The 16,298-nt window shown below is 49.1% G+C and carries 22 protein-coding genes; 13 read left to right on the plus strand and 9 right to left on the minus strand.

The genetic code is table 11. The features are described 5' to 3' along the window. Positions 1-13: 13 nt before the first annotated feature. Together deoR and deoC are read right to left on the minus strand one after the other, a co-directional pair. Positions 14-778, minus strand: coding sequence for a DNA-binding transcriptional repressor DeoR (gene deoR / locus IMQ33_RS01565; RefSeq protein ID WP_065685372.1), 765 nt, complete (start codon positions 776-778; stop codon positions 14-16). A gap of 177 nt (positions 779-955) precedes the next feature. Further along, the gene (deoC, locus tag IMQ33_RS01570; RefSeq protein ID WP_161713545.1) at positions 956-1,636 is read right to left on the minus strand and encodes a deoxyribose-phosphate aldolase; all 681 of its coding nucleotides are present in this window, start codon (positions 1,634-1,636) and stop codon (positions 956-958) included. A gap of 227 nt (positions 1,637-1,863) precedes the next feature. Here deoC and IMQ33_RS01575 point away from each other — a divergent pair, with 227 nt between their 5' ends. Further along, complete coding sequence (locus IMQ33_RS01575; RefSeq protein WP_230326833.1) at positions 1,864-2,682, plus strand: hypothetical protein; 819 nt, start codon at positions 1,864-1,866, stop codon at positions 2,680-2,682. A 32-nt stretch (positions 2,683-2,714) separates the two neighbouring features. On the opposite strand, the gene ybjG is transcribed toward IMQ33_RS01575, so the two are convergent. Then, positions 2,715-3,320, minus strand: a complete 606-nt coding sequence (gene ybjG / locus IMQ33_RS01580) for an undecaprenyl-diphosphate phosphatase (RefSeq protein WP_065685369.1) — start codon at positions 3,318-3,320, stop codon at positions 2,715-2,717. A gap of 6 nt (positions 3,321-3,326) precedes the next feature. Then, positions 3,327-4,085, minus strand: coding sequence for a phosphatase PAP2 family protein (locus IMQ33_RS01585; RefSeq protein ID WP_196062779.1), 759 nt, complete (start codon positions 4,083-4,085; stop codon positions 3,327-3,329). A gap of 160 nt (positions 4,086-4,245) precedes the next feature. Between IMQ33_RS01585 and eco the strand changes: the two genes are divergently transcribed. Further along, entirely contained in the window at positions 4,246-4,758 is a 513-nt protein-coding gene (eco, locus tag IMQ33_RS01590) for a serine protease inhibitor ecotin (RefSeq protein ID WP_065685368.1), read from the plus strand. 67 nt (positions 4,759-4,825) lie between these two features. Here eco and lpxA read toward each other — a convergent pair whose 3' ends face one another. Continuing rightward, on the minus strand, positions 4,826-5,617 hold the full coding sequence (gene lpxA / locus IMQ33_RS01595) for an acyl-ACP--UDP-N-acetylglucosamine O-acyltransferase (protein ID WP_196062778.1): 792 nt from the start codon (positions 5,615-5,617) through the stop codon (positions 4,826-4,828). 607 nt (positions 5,618-6,224) lie between these two features. On the opposite strand from lpxA, the gene IMQ33_RS01600 reads away from it, so the two are divergent. After that, positions 6,225-6,650, plus strand: a complete 426-nt coding sequence (locus IMQ33_RS01600; protein ID WP_024528628.1) for a universal stress protein — start codon at positions 6,225-6,227, stop codon at positions 6,648-6,650. A gap of 68 nt (positions 6,651-6,718) precedes the next feature. Here the strand turns inward: IMQ33_RS01600 and IMQ33_RS01605 are convergent, their stop codons facing one another. Then, the gene (locus tag IMQ33_RS01605; RefSeq protein ID WP_196062777.1) at positions 6,719-7,303 is read right to left on the minus strand and encodes a hypothetical protein; all 585 of its coding nucleotides are present in this window, start codon (positions 7,301-7,303) and stop codon (positions 6,719-6,721) included. A gap of 592 nt (positions 7,304-7,895) precedes the next feature. On the opposite strand from IMQ33_RS01605, the gene IMQ33_RS01610 reads away from it, so the two are divergent. Next, positions 7,896-8,261 carry an SH3 domain-containing protein gene (locus IMQ33_RS01610; RefSeq protein ID WP_098931678.1) on the plus strand — a complete coding sequence of 122 codons (366 nt, stop codon included), beginning with the start codon at positions 7,896-7,898 and terminating at the stop codon, positions 8,259-8,261. 463 nt (positions 8,262-8,724) lie between these two features. On the opposite strand, the gene IMQ33_RS01615 is transcribed toward IMQ33_RS01610, so the two are convergent. The 3 genes from IMQ33_RS01615 to IMQ33_RS01625 all read right to left on the minus strand — a co-directional run bounded on the left by IMQ33_RS01615 (position 8,725) and on the right by IMQ33_RS01625 (position 11,492). Then, a complete protein-coding gene (locus IMQ33_RS01615) occupies positions 8,725-9,759 on the minus strand; it encodes a tyrosine-type recombinase/integrase (protein ID WP_196062776.1) in 1,035 nt (344 codons plus the stop codon). 92 nt (positions 9,760-9,851) lie between these two features. Then, complete coding sequence (locus IMQ33_RS01620) at positions 9,852-10,838, minus strand: hypothetical protein (RefSeq protein ID WP_196062775.1); 987 nt, start codon at positions 10,836-10,838, stop codon at positions 9,852-9,854. 54 nt (positions 10,839-10,892) lie between these two features. After that, on the minus strand, positions 10,893-11,492 hold the full coding sequence (locus IMQ33_RS01625) for a phage repressor protein CI (protein ID WP_230326832.1): 600 nt from the start codon (positions 11,490-11,492) through the stop codon (positions 10,893-10,895). 103 nt (positions 11,493-11,595) lie between these two features. Between IMQ33_RS01625 and IMQ33_RS01630 the strand changes: the two genes are divergently transcribed. The 9 genes from IMQ33_RS01630 to IMQ33_RS01670 all read left to right on the plus strand — a co-directional run bounded on the left by IMQ33_RS01630 (position 11,596) and on the right by IMQ33_RS01670 (position 16,232). After that, a complete protein-coding gene (locus IMQ33_RS01630) occupies positions 11,596-11,826 on the plus strand; it encodes a regulator (protein WP_196062774.1) in 231 nt (76 codons plus the stop codon). Between the two features lie 29 nt (positions 11,827-11,855). After that, the gene (locus tag IMQ33_RS01635; protein WP_196062773.1) at positions 11,856-12,365 is read left to right on the plus strand and encodes a phage regulatory CII family protein; all 510 of its coding nucleotides are present in this window, start codon (positions 11,856-11,858) and stop codon (positions 12,363-12,365) included. Positions 12,366-12,375: 10 nt separating this feature from the next. After that, the gene (locus tag IMQ33_RS01640; RefSeq protein WP_196062772.1) at positions 12,376-12,555 is read left to right on the plus strand and encodes a phage filamentation protein Fil family protein; all 180 of its coding nucleotides are present in this window, start codon (positions 12,376-12,378) and stop codon (positions 12,553-12,555) included. An 11-nt stretch (positions 12,556-12,566) separates the two neighbouring features. Further along, on the plus strand, positions 12,567-12,869 hold the full coding sequence (locus IMQ33_RS01645) for a hypothetical protein (protein WP_196062771.1): 303 nt from the start codon (positions 12,567-12,569) through the stop codon (positions 12,867-12,869). A gap of 67 nt (positions 12,870-12,936) precedes the next feature. Beyond that, the gene (locus IMQ33_RS01650) at positions 12,937-13,173 is read left to right on the plus strand and encodes a DUF2732 family protein (RefSeq protein ID WP_196062770.1); all 237 of its coding nucleotides are present in this window, start codon (positions 12,937-12,939) and stop codon (positions 13,171-13,173) included. After that, positions 13,173-13,397, plus strand: a complete 225-nt coding sequence (locus tag IMQ33_RS01655; RefSeq protein WP_024528231.1) for a TraR/DksA family transcriptional regulator — start codon at positions 13,173-13,175, stop codon at positions 13,395-13,397. Before IMQ33_RS01650 ends, IMQ33_RS01655 begins: the two co-directional genes overlap by 1 nt. A gap of 105 nt (positions 13,398-13,502) precedes the next feature. Further along, positions 13,503-15,716 carry a replication endonuclease gene (locus IMQ33_RS01660; RefSeq protein ID WP_196062769.1) on the plus strand — a complete coding sequence of 738 codons (2,214 nt, stop codon included), beginning with the start codon at positions 13,503-13,505 and terminating at the stop codon, positions 15,714-15,716. A gap of 75 nt (positions 15,717-15,791) precedes the next feature. Next, positions 15,792-15,986 carry a hypothetical protein gene (locus IMQ33_RS01665; protein WP_179248920.1) on the plus strand — a complete coding sequence of 65 codons (195 nt, stop codon included), beginning with the start codon at positions 15,792-15,794 and terminating at the stop codon, positions 15,984-15,986. 21 nt (positions 15,987-16,007) lie between these two features. Further along, the gene (locus IMQ33_RS01670) at positions 16,008-16,232 is read left to right on the plus strand and encodes a hypothetical protein (RefSeq protein ID WP_024528234.1); all 225 of its coding nucleotides are present in this window, start codon (positions 16,008-16,010) and stop codon (positions 16,230-16,232) included. Positions 16,233-16,298: the final 66 nt, after the last annotated feature.

Below are 16,298 nucleotides of genomic sequence, written 5' to 3' on the forward strand. Positions count from 1 at the left end.
AGTGAGGCCAAGATCAGAAACGCAAAGTGACCGCGTGTTGGTTGAAAAAGTCGATGAATTCAGGGTCAGGCTGGCGATCGGTGATGACTTTGTCGAACAATGCCAGCGGCCCGATGCAGGCAGGCTTGGTTTGGGCAAATTTGCTGTGGTCGGCGACCAGGATTTTTTGCTGCGCCTTGTCCAACGCTTTGTGTTTCATCGCCAGTTCATCAAGATTGAAGCAGGTTGCGCCATGCTGCAGAGTGATGCCTGCCGCGGAGATAAAGGCCACGTTAGGGCAGATATGGTCCAACTCGTTATGTTGGCCAACAGCGGTGAAAATGTAGTTGCTCGGTTTGAATTCGCCGCCGCACAGGATCACCTTGCAGTTGGGCTTGTCCTGCAGCGCCAGAAAGGTGTTGAGTGAGTGGCAGATGGCGGTAAAGGGGAGTTCATCGGCAATGGCGTCGATAATGGCCGGGGTGGTGGTGCCACAGTCAAAGAACACCGTGTCGTTTTCGTTGACCAGCGGTGCCGCCAACATGCCAATACGGCGCTTTTCCGCCACCTGCTTGGCTTTCTGATCGGAGACAAAATAATTGGTGACTCCGTTGATACGCGGATCGGCTACGACATAACCCCCAAGCAAGACCACCGCAGCAGGTTCGGCACTGAGATCGCGCCGGATGGTCATTTCCGAGACGCCGAGCAGTGCGGCTGCTTCTTTTAAGTGGATCTTGTCAGAACGCTTTAGAGCCTGAACTAGCCGGTTGATACGTTCGTCGCGCCGGGTTTCCATCAGTTTTTCCTACAGGTTTATACCCCAAGTTTCTCAAGTGTGGCCGAAAGGGATAAAGGAGCCAAAAGTTTCTTTCGTTCGCTCCAACACAATAATGCGGAGAAGTGCAGACCCAGTTCGCACTGAGGGCACAACCCCGCATTAGATGTCGCTATACCTAGATAGAGCTAGCGAAAATCAGTAGCTACCGGTGGCCGCCGCATCGCCAGAAACGATCGCAACGCCCGAGCTGGTGCCGATACGTGTTGCACCGGCGGCAATCATTTTCCCAGCGGTAGCGCGATCGCGCACTGCGCCAGAGGCTTTGACGCCCATCTCGCTGCCTACGGTAGCACGCATCAGTTTGACGTGGTCTTCACGAGCGCCGCCAGTGCTGAAACCGGTAGAGGTTTTAACGAAAGCGACATCCAGTTCACGACACATTTCACAAACCACAACGATTTGTTCATCGCTGAGCAGACAGGTTTCCAATATTACCTTCAACGGGATAGCCGCGCAAACTTCACGCACCGCGGCGATATCGGCCTTCACTTCGTCATTCAGGCCGCTTTTCAGCCAACCGACGTTGATCACCATGTCGATTTCCTGGGCGCCAGCGGCAATGGCAGCTTTGGCTTCGAAAGCCTTGGAGACGGTCAAACCAGCCCCCAGAGGGAAGCCGATAACCGAGCATACTTTAACGTTGCTTTCCTGCAACAGGTGAGCGGCCAACGGAACATAACCCGAGTTAACGCAAACGGCATAGAAATTATGCTGACGCGCTTCTTCGCACAGTTGGTTGATCTGGCTTTCCGTGGTGTCCATAGCCAGCAGGGTGTGGTCGATATAGCGAGCGTAATCAATCTGTTCAGTAGTCATGGTAATTCCTCAGTGGGTGTAATAACGCTTTTGGATGTTAGTGATGTTATAATCCTAACATTGTCACATCGCGATTGGTAGCTGTATTAACACTAATTTTTGAGTCATAAGCGGAATTGATGAGCACCATCTGCCACAGAATGTGCTGGTAAATGTTATTTAAATAACATAGATTACACCTTGACCAATTCGTTCACGGTGCAACGACTGCCCCCTGAGGAAAGAAAATGAAGACGATCATTAATCTGAGCCCTGGATTGTTCGGCACACAGCCGAATGAAGTGTATTGCGGCGCTGGTTTTACGGTGACCGCGTTTATGTTTCCTGGTGATATCGCCGCGTTAGCGCTGCAAAACCAGCGGGGTACCTTAACGTTGTTGCCCTACCAGGATTTGATGATTTGGGATGCGGTGTTTGACGGCCAGTCTCTCAAAGCAAAAGCCAGCCGATCGCAGCCTCGACGTAATGATGCCCGTGGCTGTTTTGCCTCTCACCAAGGCTTGCCAGCTAATTATGGTGCGGTGATTGATGTCTGGCTGGAGGTAGAAGAGGAAGCGATCGCTGTACGAGCCAGCACTGCCGATGGCCCTTGCCGCATCCAACCGGCCGTTCAGCTAGCCGCCAACAGCACACAGTTCAGTATTGAAATGGTGATCAACAACCTGGCCGAGCAGGCCCAGCCATTGAGTTATATGTGCCATATGAACTATGCCTGTGAAGAGGGTGCCGTTTTCCGCCAAAATCTGCCGGGTTGTGCGCTCAATATCCGTGATAATCCACTACGGGTCATTTGCTCTGACGACCTCTCGCTGTATGTCGATCAGGCCGAGTTCTTTATGCTGGCGCCATGCGGCAGAAGGTATGTAACCCGTTTTGCCACCCGCCAATTCAGCTATGCCGTCTTACAGCGGCCACGAGCCAACTCGCGGGCGACGGCGTTTGTCCAGCCGGCCAGTTGCAGCCCAGAGGTTGCAGTGATACCAATGGCAGTGATGTTGAAAGCGGGGGAGATGCGGGAGTTCCGCGTGACGACCGGTATGCTATAGCTGGCGGGGGGCAAGCCCCCCGCGGGCAGGTATTACTCCTTCACCCATCCTTTACGGATCGGGAAGGCGAACAGGAAATGGTACAGGCGAGTCAGACGTTGGGCGATGGCATCACCAAACAGGTTCCACACCAATTGGGCAAACAGACACCCCACACAACCCAGCAGGAAACCGCCCACCATATCCAGCGGCCAGTGCACACCAAGGAATACGCGGGACCAGGCAATGGCGACTGCCGCGACCATCAGCAAAATACCTGACCAGGCACGATGCCAGCACAGGAAGGCCAGGGCGAAGGTGAAGATGGCGGTGCCATGATCGCTGGGGAAAGAACTATCTGGTGCATGCGCCAGGAAGGTATAGCCGATACCGGTGACAAAAGGGCGCTCATGGGGCAACAGCGCACCGATAGCGGCCGAAGCGCACATGGCAAATAACAGGGCAATGGTCGTTTTGGCTACCACTTCTCGCTGTGCTACCAGTTGGCTATGTGCCCCCCAGAACCACAGGCCGACAATCAGCAGTGGGATAATGGCGATCAGATCCCGTGCGATGAAGGTGGCAAGATCGATCAACCATTCCGGGCTGGCCGGAGTGGCATTGATCCAGGCGAAAAGAAGATAGTTCAACTGCTCCATTAAGTATTACCTCGTCTTACGGCGAAAATAGCCGCTAATACACCAATAAACAGCCACCTGGCTGAACCAAACCCACCACCCGGCCCACAGGTTATGGGAAAGAAAATGTGCGCCCCGCATGATCTGGCCAAAACCCATAAGCATGCCAAGCGTGATGCCGCCCAGCCAGCACCAGTAAGCCAGGCGCGGGCGTTGCGGATAAAACAGAAAGAACAGTGCCATCACGGCGAAGCCGCTGGAGGCGTGCCCTCCGGGGAAGCAACGGCCAGGCCCCGGAAACGCTGGCGTGGTGCCAAACAGGGGAAATGACATCGCTTTGCCACCGTACTCCAGCAGATCCCAAGGGCATGAGTGTGCACTGGTGGCCTTCAGGATCCCCACCACCAACGGCCCAATGCCGATCAACAGCATGGTGACGATTAGCCGCGCGTTATGGCGATAAATTCCCCAAAACAGCGCCAGTACCGCTCCGGCGATCACCGAAATCTTTAACAACCTATGGTTGATCAGATCCAGCCAGTAGTTGTTCTGCCACGGAAAACGCTGGCTGGCGGCGTCATACCAATAATTACTGACCGCCCAATCCAGTTGTTCATTGCGTGACAGCCAGATAAACAACAGTGCAGCCACCATCAGCCCAAAGGCTTGCCAACGGTAAAAGGATGTGGGCAAGGAGTAAAGGGCGTCAGTCTGAATTTGGCTAGCCGTTGAGGATTGATTTAATGACGATTGTTTGGCGTTTGATGGGTTCACACGAAGGCTCATAGGCGGTAACGGATCGGGCTACTGTAATCATCCCGTCTTAAGAAAACCTTAATGGATGGCAAGTGGCTTGGGGGCGATATCCAGATTTGGCCTATAATTTAACGGCGCAAAGTATGCTAGCGTAGTTGGGTATTTAGGTTATGAATTGTAAGGATAAAAAATGAACAAGCTTTCTATGGTAGTGACCAGCCTGCTGATGGCCGCGTCTGTCAGCGCCGTTGCTGCAACCACCGCAAGTACTGACGATCTCAATATGCAGCCATTGGAAAAAGTAGCACCGTTCCCGAAAGCAGAGCCGGGCATGAGCCGGCAGGTCATTTATTTACCCAAGCAGGAGAATGAAGAAAACTTTAAGGTTGAGCTGCTGATTGGCCAAACGCTGGAAGTGGATTGCAACCGCCACATGATGGGCGGCAACCTGGAGAGTAAAACGCTGGCCGGTTGGGGTTACAACTATTTTGTACTGCCGAAGCTTTCGGCTCCGGCCTCTACTATGATGGCTTGCCCAGATAATACCAAGCGTCAGGAGTTCGTTGCCGCTCAACTGGGGGATGCCGCGATGCAGCGCTATAACAGCCGCTTGCCGATCGTGGTTTACGTGCCGAAGGACGTCGAGGTGCGCTATCGCATCTGGTCAGCCAGCGAAAATACTGGCCGTGCGGTAACTAAATAAACGACTGTAAACTACGCCATGTAGGGGCGCCGCATGCGGCGCCCATCTGAATGTTCAATGGCAAAGACTAGCGGATAATGCCGCGTGCCGAGCGTGAGAAGAAAGAATTAAACCATTGCAGTAGCGGATAGGTTTCGCTCAAGCGCTGCGCCTCCTGTTTGACCTCATCGATCGCCAGCGCATTGTGATACAGCATGTTATACAGGGTTAGGATCACTTGCTGTTGCCGATCGTCCAACGATTGGAAGGCTGCCGCTGACTCGTTAACACCGATAGGGGCCGCGCGGTTGCCACTGGCACTGACAAAAGGTGGAACATCCTGCACCACGCCGGACTGATGAGCGATATGCGCATGGGCACCCAGCAGACAAAACTGATGTATCGCGCATATATTGCCGATCTGCACAAAATCATCCAACTCAACATGCCCGGCTAGCCCCGAGTTATCACCGATAACCGTGGTATTGCCGACAATGCAATCATGGCCAATGTGAACATTGTTCAAGAACAGGTTGTCATTGCCGATAGCCGTTCGTCGATAGCCTTGAGCGGTGCCGCGATGAATGGTCGCGTTCTTACCGATCCTGTTTCTGTCGCCGATGACCACATCCGTCGCTTCACCAGCATATTTCAAATCTTGATTCACTTCGCCGATGGTTGAAAACTGCCCGATAACGTTATTGCAGCCAATACGGGTGAGGCCGTTAATGCTGACATGAGAGGCTATCACCGTGTCATCACCAATCTCGACGCCAGCTGCGATGATGCAGAAGGGGCCAATGCTGACGCGCGCACCGATAATCGCCCCCGGTTCAATCAAGCTGTTGCTTGCGATCCGGGCAGAGGGAGAAATTGACATTGCGTTATCCTGATGATGGCACGTGGCGTTTCCGGCACTCGGGGCCAATCACGGGTAAATGATTAAGCCGAAGTTTGGATTAATCTGAGAGTAAGTGTCGAATGGGAGGGGAAAGGGTTGGGTGTTGGAGGACAGGTGATTTTTCTTATCGACAGGGCCGAGTATAAGGAGTTCATGGGCAAATCACACCATCATATATTTTCTTTATTTTCTGAACCTTTCTGTAATGGAAGATGGGGCTGGGGGTTAGATGCGCATCGGCTAACCTAGACTGCAGACATTCCCTCACTGGGGTGACAACATAGGGGGCAGTATCATGCTGCGCCCGTTCGAGTAAACAATGGGTTAGCTCATGCTTGCTATGACGCTTAAGACAGTTGGGAATCCAGTTTTACCTGGTTTTGCACCATTTCCTGCGCCTTGGTATAGCGTTAAATCAACATATGAAAGAGTTTATCTGCCTGCAGATTTTGCAGTAGTGCCTGATGCCGAGATGGATTATTTCAGCAGTAGAATGATAAGAGGATAAGCAGCTACTCTCAGGCTAGACTAGAATTAATAGGTAGGTTATCAGGCTGGGTATTAGGTAATACGGAGGGCCGACAATATGACTTATCAACATATCGTTATTGCAACCGATCTGAGCGATGATGCCGAACTACTGGTGCGTAAAGGTTCTGAATTGGCTGGCGCACTGCAGGCCAAGCTGTCGTTGATTTATATCGATGAGCAAGCTAACCACTACAGCGAGTTTGGTAGTGGCGAATTCAACTATGCCGATAAGACCTTCTCTGAACGAGTGAAAAATATGCTTAACGCTATCCAGCAGCAGGCGGAGTATCCCATCAGTGAAGTGATCATTGGCCGTGGTGATCTAAGCGAAGCGCTGAACAATGCCATTCGTGAAAAAGGCATTGATTTGGTGATTTTTGGTCACCACCACGATATGTGGAGTCGTTTGGTATCCAGTACGCGCCGTACGATCAACCATATTGCGGTTGATATGCTGGTGGTGCCGATAGAAAAACATTGATGGGATGCTGGTTTTTACTCCGCCCGCTATTATGTTATTCTGCATAATAGCAGGAGGCATTGATCGGATTACTCTATTGAAGGGAAACTCCTTTCCACGAGGTAATTCAGTACGTTAATATCATCATTGAGCATCACCGAGGGGAGGTTTTTTAGAATTTTATCTCTAATATCGGTCTTTATAAAGAAGAGTGACGTATTTGAATAGAAAAAAGGATCCATCAAGTAAATAGAAACGCCGTCATTGTATAGCTCCATATAGTCACTGCCGATAAGTGGGGTTTTCTTTACGACGGTGGCGTACTTACTGGCTAGAATTGCACTGATAAGACTAAACTGATCGTTTTTAAATTGTAACTGCAGTGCGGATAAATTTTTATTCTGATCAAACAAGACAAAGACATCTTTGGTACTTTCAAAAATAATATTGCTTCGCTTGTCCTTGTTGTTATCGGGTGTTTCTTTATAAATGTTCCCTCTGAGTTCGTTATTATAACCTACATTTACCGCTTCCGGATGAGTTGCCTTAAAAGTATCCTCCGTTGTCTGACCAAACTTCACCGTAAGCGTGCCTGTGCTGACTGCGCTTAAGTTCCCACAAAAAAAGGAACTGGTTAAAACCAGAAAAAGGTAACCTAAAAAACTCACTTTCATAATGCAATCCTATAAATCCTTTCTGGATTGTGAAATGACACATAAAAAATCATTAAACTGCCAAAATTCGGTGTTTTATTTCTGGTGCTGTTATTGTGTTGGTTTTACATGCTTACCTCCCTGGTATAAATGATATTTGGAATCAATGTCAGACTTCCTTCGTTGAGCGGCAATACCTCGGCGTTTCACTACGTTGTCATTAAAAGAATAGTGTTGTCAATAACCTCGATAGGTTAAATTCTGGCAGTTTAAAATATGATATTGCGGTTGGCGTTATTTGTGATAGAGGTTTCCTCCAGCTTTTATACACTGCTGCATTCGGCATTTATGTGTCGTATCGACGGCCATCGTCGGCATGACCTGTACTGGGGGAAGATTGATATCGGGCCGTCACTTTGTCGCCCGCGGGTTGAGCTGTAGCACGTGGTTATAAAGAAAACTTTTCTATCTATCAATGAAGTATGAGCAAGCTATGGATTGGGTAGGCTTCAGATGATCAGTTGCGCGATGAGAATTAATAGTTGCATACTGTGTATGCATACAGATTGTCCTAAGCGTCAGAGGAAGGTAGATGGAATTTATGAGGACTAACATGAAATTTATCGCAATAGGGCAACATCGAAGTGAATATCCAGATCCTATAACGTTCAAAAGTGGAACTCCGCTTATTATAGGGGATAGGTATGAGGGCGATGAAGGTTGGGATAATTGGTATTTCTGTACAATACCTAATCATGCCGGTGGATGGGTTCCAGAACAACTCATAGAACGAAGCAACAAACCCGGTCATGGTATAGCTAAAGATGACTATACGGCCAAAGAACTTGATGTTAATGAGGGCGATGAATTGCTGGCGATAAAATTCTTGAATGGCTGGGTATGGTGCCAGCGACTCTCAGATCAAGATATTGGTTGGGTACCGAAAAGCATTCTTCAGGACATCAAATCAGGCCGCTAGCTTGCATCAGAGTTTTAGTGGCGCCGTCGCAGCCCCAAAGCCGTAATCAATACGGATGAGTCTACGCCCAAGCCCGGCAACACCGAGTAAGGGCTTTGGCGCGCGCTGGGCCTTTTGAACGATCTCCCCGCTAATGTGGTCCCAACTAGCGTCCAAATGGCCTCCAGCGGCTCCCACGTTGATAATGAAGGCATTACTAACATCACGGTGTGTTAATCAATGGGGTGTAAGTCAAACTGACAAGAAGCCTGCGAAGCAGGTTTTTTTATGGCAGTAAAACGTGAGCTGCCACTTTGTCGCCACTCAGTAAAATGACGTTCCCTAAGTGACGGTTTTTAAGGGGCGTAAATTTCAGGCAACAAAAAACCCGCATTTCTCACTACAATAATAAAATCAATAAGTTATTGATTTCATAACTGGTTGTTAAGGTGGCAAAGGGTGAGGAAATACGGGGTTTGCCTATCTATGCCGCCACTTTGTCGCCACTTGGCATCGTCGCCAGCGGGTTAAACTGTAGCGCTGTCTCGAGGTGTTCGGGGGCCAGATGAGCGTAGCGCATGGTCATCTTAATGTCGTGGTGGCCGAGGATGCGTTGCAGTACCAGTATGTTACCACCAGACATCATAAAGTGAGCTGCAAAGGTGTGGCGCAATACGTGGGTAAGCTGCCCTTTCGGTAACACGATGCTAGTGCCCTCGATAACCGACATAAACTTAAAATAGCACTCGCCGAAAAGTCGGCCATCTCCAATCTTGATCAGCTTCTTATAAAGTTCCTTGCTGATCGGGACGCTGCGGTTCTTCTTCCCCTTGGTTCTGACAAACGTGATTTTATGCGGCGTTACCTGAGAGCGGGTGAGATTTTCTGCTTCCCGCCATCTTGCCCCGGTACTCAGACACACCTCAACGATCATCGCTAGGTCAATGCTGTTCCTTTTACATGCGGTAAGCAGTTCCGTGATTTGCGCATGTGTCAGCCAAGCCATTTCCTTTTCGGCAACGGTGAACTTGCGCATGTTCTCTAACGGGTTGGGCTGGTTCCACTCACCAAGCCTAACCAGTTCGCTGAACATACCGCTTAGATAGCTTTGTTCCAGGTTAACGGTTACCGGTTCTGCGCCACTCTTCCACTTGTCCGAGAAGTAGATTTCACCAGATAGGCGCTTATCGCGATAGTGGGCAAAGTCTTTTGCGTTGAAGGTGGTAGCAGGGGGGTCGCCAAGCGCCTCTATGATTAGGCAGAGCTTTTTATAGGTACGTTCACCAGCCGTGAGCGATTGGCCGTGCAGGTTGAACCAGAGTTTAGCAACATCACTCAGGCTACGGCGATCGACTGCTTCACCAAGCCATGGTTTGTTGTCTACCTGTTCCATGGTGAAGCGCTCGAAGGCTATCGCCTCGCCCTTTGTTGCAAACTGTTTACGCACCCTGCGGCCTGTACGGCCAGCAGGGTAGCACTCACATAACCACTTACCGGATGTCTGTTTCCGAACTGCCATTGTAACCCCTCTTTGAAGTGGGGTGTATTTAACTGTATATAATAACAGTGGTCAATGTTTGGTTGTTTCTTTTTAAACAATCTGACTTTGCCTTAGTGGGGAATTGAATTTTTCTGTTTTTTTAATTTTTTATTGTATTCAAAATAATAGCTATCAAGTTTTGTTGAGCTTTTTAAAGCTAGAGCATATTGTTCCTTAGTTATCGCCGGAGTGATATTTTCAAAGACTTCGTTAAAAAATTGGTAATTTGGAGTTTTTATTTTAGAGTAAAAATGTATATCATCACCGTCGTTAAATTTTATATTTAGCAATTGAAATACCTTCCTTATGCAATATAACAGGTTGTCTAATCTTTCTTTTATGTCAATCTCACTCCTTGCGGCCATAACTAACATAACAGTACTTGTATCATTTCTATCCATCACAACATAATTATGCTTAGACTCTGGAATATATATTGTCATAATCCCTTCCAGTGTTCTAATTGATATCAATAACTCCGATAGTAATATTATCTTTAGATGTTTATTGTTAAATTCTTCCCTTGCGTTAGTGATTGATTTTTTGATTTCATCAACCTCTTTTTCTATCTCACTAACTAAAAAAGGAATGTTTCTAGTGTCAATTCCATTTTCATAGGAGGAGTTTTTGAAAAAATTCGCGTACAAATGATATGGATCATCTATTTTATATTTGTAATTATTTAGTATCGTCATGTCTTTTTCTGAAATTTTATTTATCGCTTCAATCATAAATTTATGATGTGAAAAAAAACTATCTGCTGCATTTTTTCTTCGAGTTGTATTTATCTGTTCCGAGGTTTGTATCGTCCTGTGTATATGAGCAACAATAGCTACAAAGGGTATTGATAGAGACAGAACTCCTATCGGAAGCTTGTATAAGTTTAAGAATAAATCATATCCTTGAGCTGATAAATCCCATTCAGTTTTTAACCAAAGTGGTATACATAACATAATCGATATGATTAATGGTATCAATATTGACAATCGGAATAGCCATTGTTCCGATAATTTCCTGTCATCTAGTTGAAGAAATTTTAACGTTAGTGATTTTTTCATAGTTAGCTCCATTCCATCTAAAATTTCTTATTGCCTTATCTATATTTTTAGTTATTAAGTAGGCGAGCAGGAAATTATAATTTTGGCTATGACGACTAAGTCGTTGATAGGGCAATCAAAAGAATTCCGTTTATCAGAGACATTTACTTTGTTACCAGGTATACGAATAACATCTCGAACGCTGACATTACCGTCAATATCGACAAGCCAAGTTCCATCATAGATCTCATCATAAGACTGAGTAGCTATGAATTGAATTTCACCATCGACCACAATTAACGGACTCTTGATTCCTGTAGGAAGAAATGCTTTGTCCAACAACAGTGTTTCGCCATCATGAAGTTTTCTACCAAGCAATATCTTACTCGGCACTGCCAATGCTGATGGTGCAGTAACAACATTCTGCTCAAACATTTCACCCTGGCCGTAGGTAAGCCACCGCAATGATGCCCCAGTATCTAAAGCACATTTCAGCACATACTCGGCAGGGAAAGAGTCTCGCACTTGGCGGTTAGATAATGCGCTAGCTGTCACACCTAATGCATCGCATAAGGCGAGTTTTGTCTTAACTCCGTAAGCCTCAACCATCCTCTCGATAGCTGCTTTCGCACCCTGATTAAATTCCATACACCACCAAAACGAAGTAAATTTCATTGACTAATCCGATTCAAGGTACTAAATTTGCTTCGAAACGGAGTTTTTGACGTTAAACACTACTTACCACGACCCGCCACAGGTCATCAGAGGATCTTGCACTATGCGTAATAACATTTCAATCACGGTGCCAACACCCCACGTAACCATAGAAAAATACTGTGAACTCACAGGGTTATCGAGAAATACTGTTGACGATATGTTGGCCGATGGTCGCCTATCTTCATACCGCCACCGTCTGGGAACCGGTGGTAAACGAGAGAAAGTGCTGATCAACATGGTGAAGCTAACTTTGAATGCACTCTCGGAATGTGAATTTTCTGTGGCTGTTTGAGATGTTGCCAGACGCAAAAGGGGAGAGAAATGTTTGATTTTGAAGTTTCAAAACATCCACATTTTGAGATGGCGTGTCGCCAGTTTGCTGTCCGCCAAAATCTTGTCCGCGTTGCAGAACAGATCAAGATGAAGCCGCAAATGCTGCGTAACAAGCTAAACCCGGAGCAACCACATCAACTGAGTTGTGCCGAGTTACTGGCGATTACTGACGCCACAGAGGATTCCAGCCTGATCGATGCGCTGTTGGCGCAGTTGAACTGTTTGCCTTCAGTGCCAGTGAATGAAGCGTGTGTGACCAACATTCCAACCTATGCACTGAAAGCAACCGCCGCTGTGGGTTCTGTCGCTGCTGCTGCTGTAGATGGTGATCACAAGTCAGAGTCCCGCAAGTCTGCTTTGCTGGAAAGCGTTAACACCGCGATCCGCCACCTATCGCTAATCGGTCTGACCGTTCAAAACCGTATCCAATCAAACCCAGCACTGGCCTCTACCGTTGATGTGATCAGCGGCCTGGGTGTTGTTGCCGGTTTAAGTTGAGATGATTTTAATGCCTATTTCTATTGCCCCATTGCTAAAGCGCCAAAGCCCATCACGCCATTTTGAGCATGGTTTCATTGAACTGCCGGGTGGCCAACGCTGGCGACCAACGCACAATCAGTCTTCTTTGTTGCGTGGCTTATCCGCGAAGAAAGACAACCCACTGCTAAGTCGCATTTTCGGCCGTTGATGGGGAACGACATGTTATTGGCAACAGAGACACAAAAAGCTATCGGCATTAAGCGCATTTCCCAGATTAAGCGGGAACTGTTTGCCTACAGGAAAAACGTGGCACAAGAGGCTTTTGATAAATCGCCACCGCATCTCCGCAAGACAATCTGCTTCCATGCCGAGCTGAAAGCCCGCCATGTACTCATGACGTTTGCCGAAATGAGCTACACCGAGCGCCAGAAAATCATCTGGGCGCTGAATGACCTGATTGATTTATCAAAAACCTTACCGCGTTTCATCAGTGATGATGATTGCGAATTAAACAGTAATTAACCCCCATGGCGACATTCTGGCGTAAACCCGCCGGGCATCGCTTTGCTTGAATTAAGGAATTAACCCAATGAATACACAAATTATCAGTATTGATAAAAGCAATGAGTCGGATCACGACAGGGTGATCGTTCTGCTCAATACCGCTCGCCTTGATGAACGTAAAAATCAGGCGGAAGTGGCCGCCGCTCGCCTGGTGCGTCTGGCGTCGCATATTGCACAAAACGGCTTGAACGCTATCGAGGCCGTGGAGTTACTGCGCCAAGAGGCTGAAGCCATCGAACACAAAGCGCAGGAGCTGCACTGATGGCTGACCTCATGGATATCGCACAAGAGCGTCAAGCGCTGATCCTGGACGCACAGATCGCCAATGCCCGTAAGTCCTCGGTTATGCCCTCGGCTTTTAAATGTGAAGACTGCGATGCACCGATCCCCGAAGCCCGCCGCATTGCTCTGTTGGGCGTAGAAACCTGTGTTGCCTGTCAGCACCTGCGTGAAGCCAAGCGCCGCCATTATGCGGTGCAGGCATGACCAGCTTCCTTATCGTTTTCGGCCTGCTGCTGCTTGCAGTGGTTTTTTTTGGGGCCGCTGATTTAAGTGATGCGGAATACGCTCGCAGACCTGAAGTGCAACCTTATGACTGAAGGCAGTCCGTGGGCTTATTCCTGGAACCTACCGCGCCCGGCGATTGCCGGGCCAGTAAGACCGCTTACCCGTGAGGAGCACGCTCAGGGGCAAGCTGTTTTGCGCAATATCCATTCCCTGCCGCAATTTCTCAGTGCGGGCTTTTTGTCTCGCCATGACTACCTGCTGAAAAGCAAAGGGCTGCACGATGCCAACAAGTGGCTGGTGCTGCAATTTGATCGCCGTATCTGGCCCCGCATCCAAACCGTTAACGATAAAAATGCGATGGATCTCCATGCATCACCCTGTTTTATGTCGGAGCTGGATAACTACGCCAGCTTGCCGGGGATGGATGATAAGGCGTTGAAGCGTTTTGCTGACCGGATCGCAGGGCAGTTGATGCAGAACTATGAGCGTTTTTGCGAAGCGTTTCTGGCTGAGAACGGCGGTGATAATACAGGCCTGTTAGATGATGGTATCCAGGCAACGTTTTATTCCCAGGTTGCGGGCATGGCCCGCGCTTTCAATGTTACCCCGATGCACTGGCGTAAATACCGTAAAGGCAAACTGGATACTCAGTCAGCAGTTGCCAGTCTGTCACGGTTGGTGAATGCCGAGTGGTGGGAACGCCAACTGAAAGCCCTGCGCACCCGCTGGCGTGAAGCCTTGCTGATCGCGGTGGGTAATGTGAACCGGGGAGTTTCCGCCTATGCCAGTAAGCAGGCGATCCGCGAAGTGAAAGCCCGCCGCCAGTCCAATCTAGATTACCTGAACAGCCGGGAGCTGGAGAACGCCGACACCGGCGAACGTATCAGCCTTATCGACAAGGTGATGGCGAGTATCTCCAACCCGGAGATCCGTCGGATGGAGTTAATGGCGATGATCGCCGGTGTCGAAAAAGCGGCTGCCGAGTATGGCCATAAGGGCTTGTTTATCACCATCACTACGCCGTCAAAATACCATCCGACGCGCACCCTTGGCAAAACCAATCCCAAGGTGCAGTTTAACCACAATTGGGATGCCGAAGCTTACACACCCAAAGACGGCCAGCGTTATCTGGTCAAGCTGTGGAGTAAGATCCGCACCGCGTTTAAAGATAATGATCTGCAGGTTTATGGTGTGCGGGTCGTTGAACCCCATCACGATGCAACCCCGCACTGGCACATGATGCTGTTCACCACCAAAGAACAGCGCCAACGGGTGATCGATATCATGCGACGTTATGCCATGGCCGAAGATGGCGACGAACGCGGCGCAGCGAAGAACCGTTTTGACTGCAAGCACCTGAATAAGGGCGGCGCTGCGGGCTATATTGCGAAGTACATCGCAAAAAATATCGATGGCTATGCCCTAGACGGTGAGCGCGATCATGAAACCGGTGAGCTGCTGACCGAGACCGCCGCCGCTGTTACCGCCTGGGCGTCAACCTGGCGCATTCCTCAATTCCACTCCATCGGCTTGCCTTCCATGGGCGCTTACCGCGAATGCCGCCGCATCCGCTCAATCAGCCTGGCAGATTACTTTGACGCCAGCGTTGAGGCTGTCCGCGCTGCTGCGGATGCTGGAGATTTTGCCGCTTACATTCTGGCGCAGGGCGGGGCTAATGTCCCCCGTAAGGAACAGACCGTGCGTGTTGCTCGCCGTGTCGCTGACGAGCTCAATGCTTACGATGAAGAAGTGCAGAAGGTGATCGGCATTTTCGCCCCGCACCTGGGTAGCTCACACATTCATGAGACCCGCACCACCCAATGGCGCATTGTCGCCAAAGCCGTTGACCTTGAGGGCTTGACCTTAAAAAGCGCCTCTGGCGCGCCTCGGAGTCCTGTCAATAACTGTGGGTTGGTCGGTAGCAATGAGTTGACAGATCAGCAGGATAAGGAGCCTGTAGAGGCCGTGGCGGTGCTGGAACACCCACCGGAAACCCCAATTGACTGGAATAATACGACCGTTACACGGTCTGTTATGGCGCGAATTAGGGCTAATGCACCACAGGTAAACAGAGCACAGCGCAGCAACAACGCGTATCGAGGGCGAACGGTAGCCCCATCGGCCCGTTTAACCCCCGATGAGCGTGCCCGCATCCCTCGGATTAACTCAGAATTGGTGCAACAAGGTATCCATGCAGAACGCTGGGAACTGGAAGTGTTGGCGCGAGGTACTAAAGTCAAATTCGGTGATATATCAATGCAGTATGAGCCGGTTAAGGATTGGTCAAGCTTCGAATAATCAGTTGCGCAATGAGAATCAATAGTTAATACTGTATATGCATACAGTTAATTGTAAGCATCGGAGGAAAGTAGGGTGCATTTACCAGCAGTGGAAGACGTGGTCATTTTGGAACGTATTGAGCTCATCGCCCGCCTTGGGGTTTGTTATGAGAGCCAGGCAAGAGATAAAGAGATAGCACTGATATGGATTTCAGAATTGGCGGGTGAGATGAAAAGTAGCATCAGCCCGGAGAAAGTTGCAGTGATCAAGCAGCTCACAACAGTTTAGTAATCCATAGCAGGTAGCAGCATGAAAAGAGAGATGAACCTGGCTTCGGCACTGCATGAAGCGCTGAAATTTACCGACAAAGGTCGCCGGATTAAAACGGTGGATTTCATCCATGCGGCCGCACAGCTCGGTATCCATATGACACCGGCAGAGGCGAACTACTACATTTTGCACTGGTCTGGGCACCGTTTCAGGGTGATTGAGGAGGGGCGTTATCAGCAGAATACCTACCTCATGGCTCCCTAGATTGGCTATGCATGCACTGAGTGCATGAATTTGCATGATGATCCGGTGCGATTTTTGCCCCCGCAG

Source organism: Serratia sp. Res13-Sevr-LER1-36-b, from assembly GCF_015673035.1.
Taxonomy (GTDB): Bacteria; Pseudomonadota; Gammaproteobacteria; order Enterobacterales; family Enterobacteriaceae; genus Chania; species Chania fonticola_C.

Excerpts from the sequence above, each read along its gene's own strand:
- IMQ33_RS01610 (WP_098931678.1), top strand. The coding sequence starts at position 7,896 with ATGAAATTTATCGCAATAGGGCAACATCGAAGTGAATATCCAGATCCT.
- IMQ33_RS01650 (WP_196062770.1), top strand. The coding sequence starts at position 12,937 with ATGAATACACAAATTATCAGTATTGATAAAAGCAATGAGTCGGATCAC.
- deoR (WP_065685372.1), bottom strand. The coding sequence starts at position 778 with ATGGAAACCCGGCGCGACGAACGTATCAACCGGCTAGTTCAGGCTCTA.
- IMQ33_RS01635 (WP_196062773.1), top strand. The coding sequence starts at position 11,856 with ATGTTTGATTTTGAAGTTTCAAAACATCCACATTTTGAGATGGCGTGT.
- IMQ33_RS01660 (WP_196062769.1), top strand. The coding sequence starts at position 13,503 with ATGACTGAAGGCAGTCCGTGGGCTTATTCCTGGAACCTACCGCGCCCG.
- IMQ33_RS01670 (WP_024528234.1), top strand. The coding sequence starts at position 16,008 with ATGAAAAGAGAGATGAACCTGGCTTCGGCACTGCATGAAGCGCTGAAA.
- ybjG (WP_065685369.1), bottom strand. The coding sequence starts at position 3,320 with ATGGAGCAGTTGAACTATCTTCTTTTCGCCTGGATCAATGCCACTCCG.
- IMQ33_RS01620 (WP_196062775.1), bottom strand. The coding sequence starts at position 10,838 with ATGAAAAAATCACTAACGTTAAAATTTCTTCAACTAGATGACAGGAAA.
- IMQ33_RS01640 (WP_196062772.1), top strand. The coding sequence starts at position 12,376 with ATGCCTATTTCTATTGCCCCATTGCTAAAGCGCCAAAGCCCATCACGC.
- eco (WP_065685368.1), top strand. The coding sequence starts at position 4,246 with ATGAACAAGCTTTCTATGGTAGTGACCAGCCTGCTGATGGCCGCGTCT.
- IMQ33_RS01645 (WP_196062771.1), top strand. The coding sequence starts at position 12,567 with ATGTTATTGGCAACAGAGACACAAAAAGCTATCGGCATTAAGCGCATT.
- IMQ33_RS01575 (WP_230326833.1), top strand. The coding sequence starts at position 1,864 with ATGAAGACGATCATTAATCTGAGCCCTGGATTGTTCGGCACACAGCCG.
- deoC (WP_161713545.1), bottom strand. The coding sequence starts at position 1,636 with ATGACTACTGAACAGATTGATTACGCTCGCTATATCGACCACACCCTG.
- lpxA (WP_196062778.1), bottom strand. The coding sequence starts at position 5,617 with ATGTCAATTTCTCCCTCTGCCCGGATCGCAAGCAACAGCTTGATTGAA.
- IMQ33_RS01630 (WP_196062774.1), top strand. The coding sequence starts at position 11,596 with ATGCGTAATAACATTTCAATCACGGTGCCAACACCCCACGTAACCATA.
- IMQ33_RS01655 (WP_024528231.1), top strand. The coding sequence starts at position 13,173 with ATGGCTGACCTCATGGATATCGCACAAGAGCGTCAAGCGCTGATCCTG.
- IMQ33_RS01605 (WP_196062777.1), bottom strand. The coding sequence starts at position 7,303 with ATGAAAGTGAGTTTTTTAGGTTACCTTTTTCTGGTTTTAACCAGTTCC.
- IMQ33_RS01600 (WP_024528628.1), top strand. The coding sequence starts at position 6,225 with ATGACTTATCAACATATCGTTATTGCAACCGATCTGAGCGATGATGCC.
- IMQ33_RS01585 (WP_196062779.1), bottom strand. The coding sequence starts at position 4,085 with ATGAGCCTTCGTGTGAACCCATCAAACGCCAAACAATCGTCATTAAAT.
- IMQ33_RS01625 (WP_230326832.1), bottom strand. The coding sequence starts at position 11,492 with ATGAAATTTACTTCGTTTTGGTGGTGTATGGAATTTAATCAGGGTGCG.
- IMQ33_RS01615 (WP_196062776.1), bottom strand. The coding sequence starts at position 9,759 with ATGGCAGTTCGGAAACAGACATCCGGTAAGTGGTTATGTGAGTGCTAC.